General features: G+C 67.5%; 1 protein-coding gene and 1 pseudogene. Both read left to right on the top strand.

Annotated features, from left to right (window positions below; genetic code table 11):
- Positions 1-195 (top strand): annotated as a pseudogene (locus tag COA17_RS18615) (IS21 family transposase); the annotation flags it as partial.
- Positions 182-910, top strand: coding sequence for an IS21-like element helper ATPase IstB (istB, locus tag COA17_RS18610; RefSeq protein ID WP_061781605.1), 729 nt, complete (start codon positions 182-184; stop codon positions 908-910). The pseudogene COA17_RS18615 and the gene istB, both read left to right, overlap by 14 nt.
- Positions 911-1084 lie beyond the last annotated feature (174 nt).

The following is a 1084-nucleotide window of genomic DNA, read 5'->3' as shown; positions in this document are numbered from 1 at the left end:
GTGGAAGCGGCCGTGCGAGAGGCGCTGCTGGCCGGCACCGCCAGCGACGACGTCATCGTCAACATCCTGGCCCGCAGGCGAGAACCGCCACGACCGCTGACCATTGTCACCCCCGAGGACCTGGCGCTGCGCCATCCGCCCCGCGCCGACTGCAACCGCTATGACAGCCTGCGAGGCCTCCATGCAGCGGCATGAGATGATGACGGCCATGACCGAGTTGGGGCTGAAGGGCATGGCTGGCGCCTTCGACGAGGCGGTGACCACCGGTCTCCAGCGCAAGCGCACGACCATGGAGGTCCTGACCGACCTGCTGCGTGCCGAGGCGACGCACCGCCATGCAGCGTCGGTTCGTTACCGGATGTCGGCCGCCAGGCTGCCGGCGGTGAAGGACCTCGACGCCTTCGTCTTCGGCGACACTCCCATCAACGAAGGACTGGTGCGCTCCCTGCACAGCGGCTCGTTCCTCCCCGGCCGGCGCAACGTCGTGCTGGTCGGTGGGACGGGCACCGGCAAGACGCACCTCGCCACCGCCATCACCGCCAATGTGGTACGAGCCGGCGCCCGCGGGCGCTACTTCAACACGGTGGACCTGGTGAACCGGCTCGAGGAGGAAACGCGCCTCGGCAAGGCCGGCACGTTGGCGGCCCAGCTCTCGCGTCTCGACCTCGTGGTGCTCGACGAGCTTGGCTACCTGCCGTTTGCACGCTCGGGCGGTCAGCTGCTCTTCCATCTCGTCAGCAAGCTCTATGAGCAGACCTCGGTCATCGTCACCACGAACCTGGCCTTCGGTGAGTGGCCGACCGTCTTTGGCGACCCCAAGATGACCACCGCGCTGCTCGACCGCATTACCCACCACTGCGACATCGTCGAGACCGGCAACGACAGCTGGCGATTCAAGCACCGCAGCTGACGCGCGGGACCACCGGCAGAAGATGCTTCGCGCTGGTTGCGCCTCCGGTCGGGCTACGCCCGCCCTACGCCGCAACCAGCGCGAACGGCACGCCCGCCATACCCGTCACACCGCTCGACAAACGGGGTCCCTTTTGGACGCCGATAGGGGGTCCTTTTTGGACGCCGATTGACA

It is taken from the genome of Sphingomonas ginsenosidimutans (assembly GCF_002374835.1).
In the GTDB taxonomy this organism is placed as follows: Bacteria; Pseudomonadota; Alphaproteobacteria; order Sphingomonadales; family Sphingomonadaceae; genus Sphingomonas; species Sphingomonas ginsenosidimutans.
This window is presented reverse-complemented; position numbering and strand designations above follow the sequence as displayed.